Origin of the sequence: Ligilactobacillus acidipiscis DSM 15836 (assembly GCF_001435755.1) — a bacterium.
Lineage (GTDB): Bacteria > Bacillota > Bacilli > Lactobacillales > Lactobacillaceae > Ligilactobacillus > Ligilactobacillus acidipiscis.
In genome coordinates this window covers 1-540 of sequence record NZ_AZFI01000353.1, presented here as the reverse complement: position 1 = coordinate 540, position 540 = coordinate 1, and the positions used below count along the sequence as shown (strand labels likewise).

Annotated in this window: 1 protein-coding gene; it reads right to left on the bottom strand. The window is 39.3% G+C overall.

All coding sequences use genetic code 11. The features are described from left to right. Positions 1-179: 179 nt before the first annotated feature. Positions 180-287 carry a type I toxin-antitoxin system Fst family toxin gene (locus FC65_RS11975; protein WP_156408649.1) on the bottom strand — a complete coding sequence of 36 codons (108 nt, stop codon included), beginning with the start codon at positions 285-287 and terminating at the stop codon, positions 180-182. Between the last annotated feature and the right edge of the window lie 253 nt (positions 288-540).

Here is a 540-nt window from a genome sequence, read left to right as displayed (position 1 = left end):
CCCTCTTATGTTAAGTAGAGTCAGAAATTGCTCTATCTTTTGCCGCATGCTATAATGAGTTTGCGAAACGAAATAAAATGTACTGCATAGCAGCACAAAAGCCCAACCTACGGCGAATAGGTTGGGCTTTTTTTACACCCGCGGCGACTACGAATGTGTGCAGTTAGAGCGACAACTTGCTAGTGATCGTCGTCTTTGTCCTTCCTCTCTAACCAATAAGAAAACAGTGTATTCACTGTACCTACAATAATAGGCGCAACGATCAACGAAATAAAATGTACAAACATAGTAACACACCCCCTCACGGGGCAAGTTGCCACTTAGCAGTATAGCATATTACCTCTGCGCTATCTTTCTCTTTTTCTTTAAGTCTTAAGCTGACAAAAAACAGCAAAAAAATAGCCGCCTTCGCTCTGGCAAGCTAGCAACTATATAAGTTAGCATGTCACCGTGTTCAATACTCTTTCAAATAGAAAAAGTCACAAAAAACAAAGATTAGGTTCAAAATCAATTTGCTTTTCATGACTTTAGAAATTCTAT

What these genes read in the sequence shown, in the direction of transcription:
- FC65_RS11975 (WP_156408649.1), bottom strand. Translation starts at nt 287, where the DNA reads ATGTTTGTACATTTTATTTCGTTGATCGTTGCGCCTATTATTGTAGGT.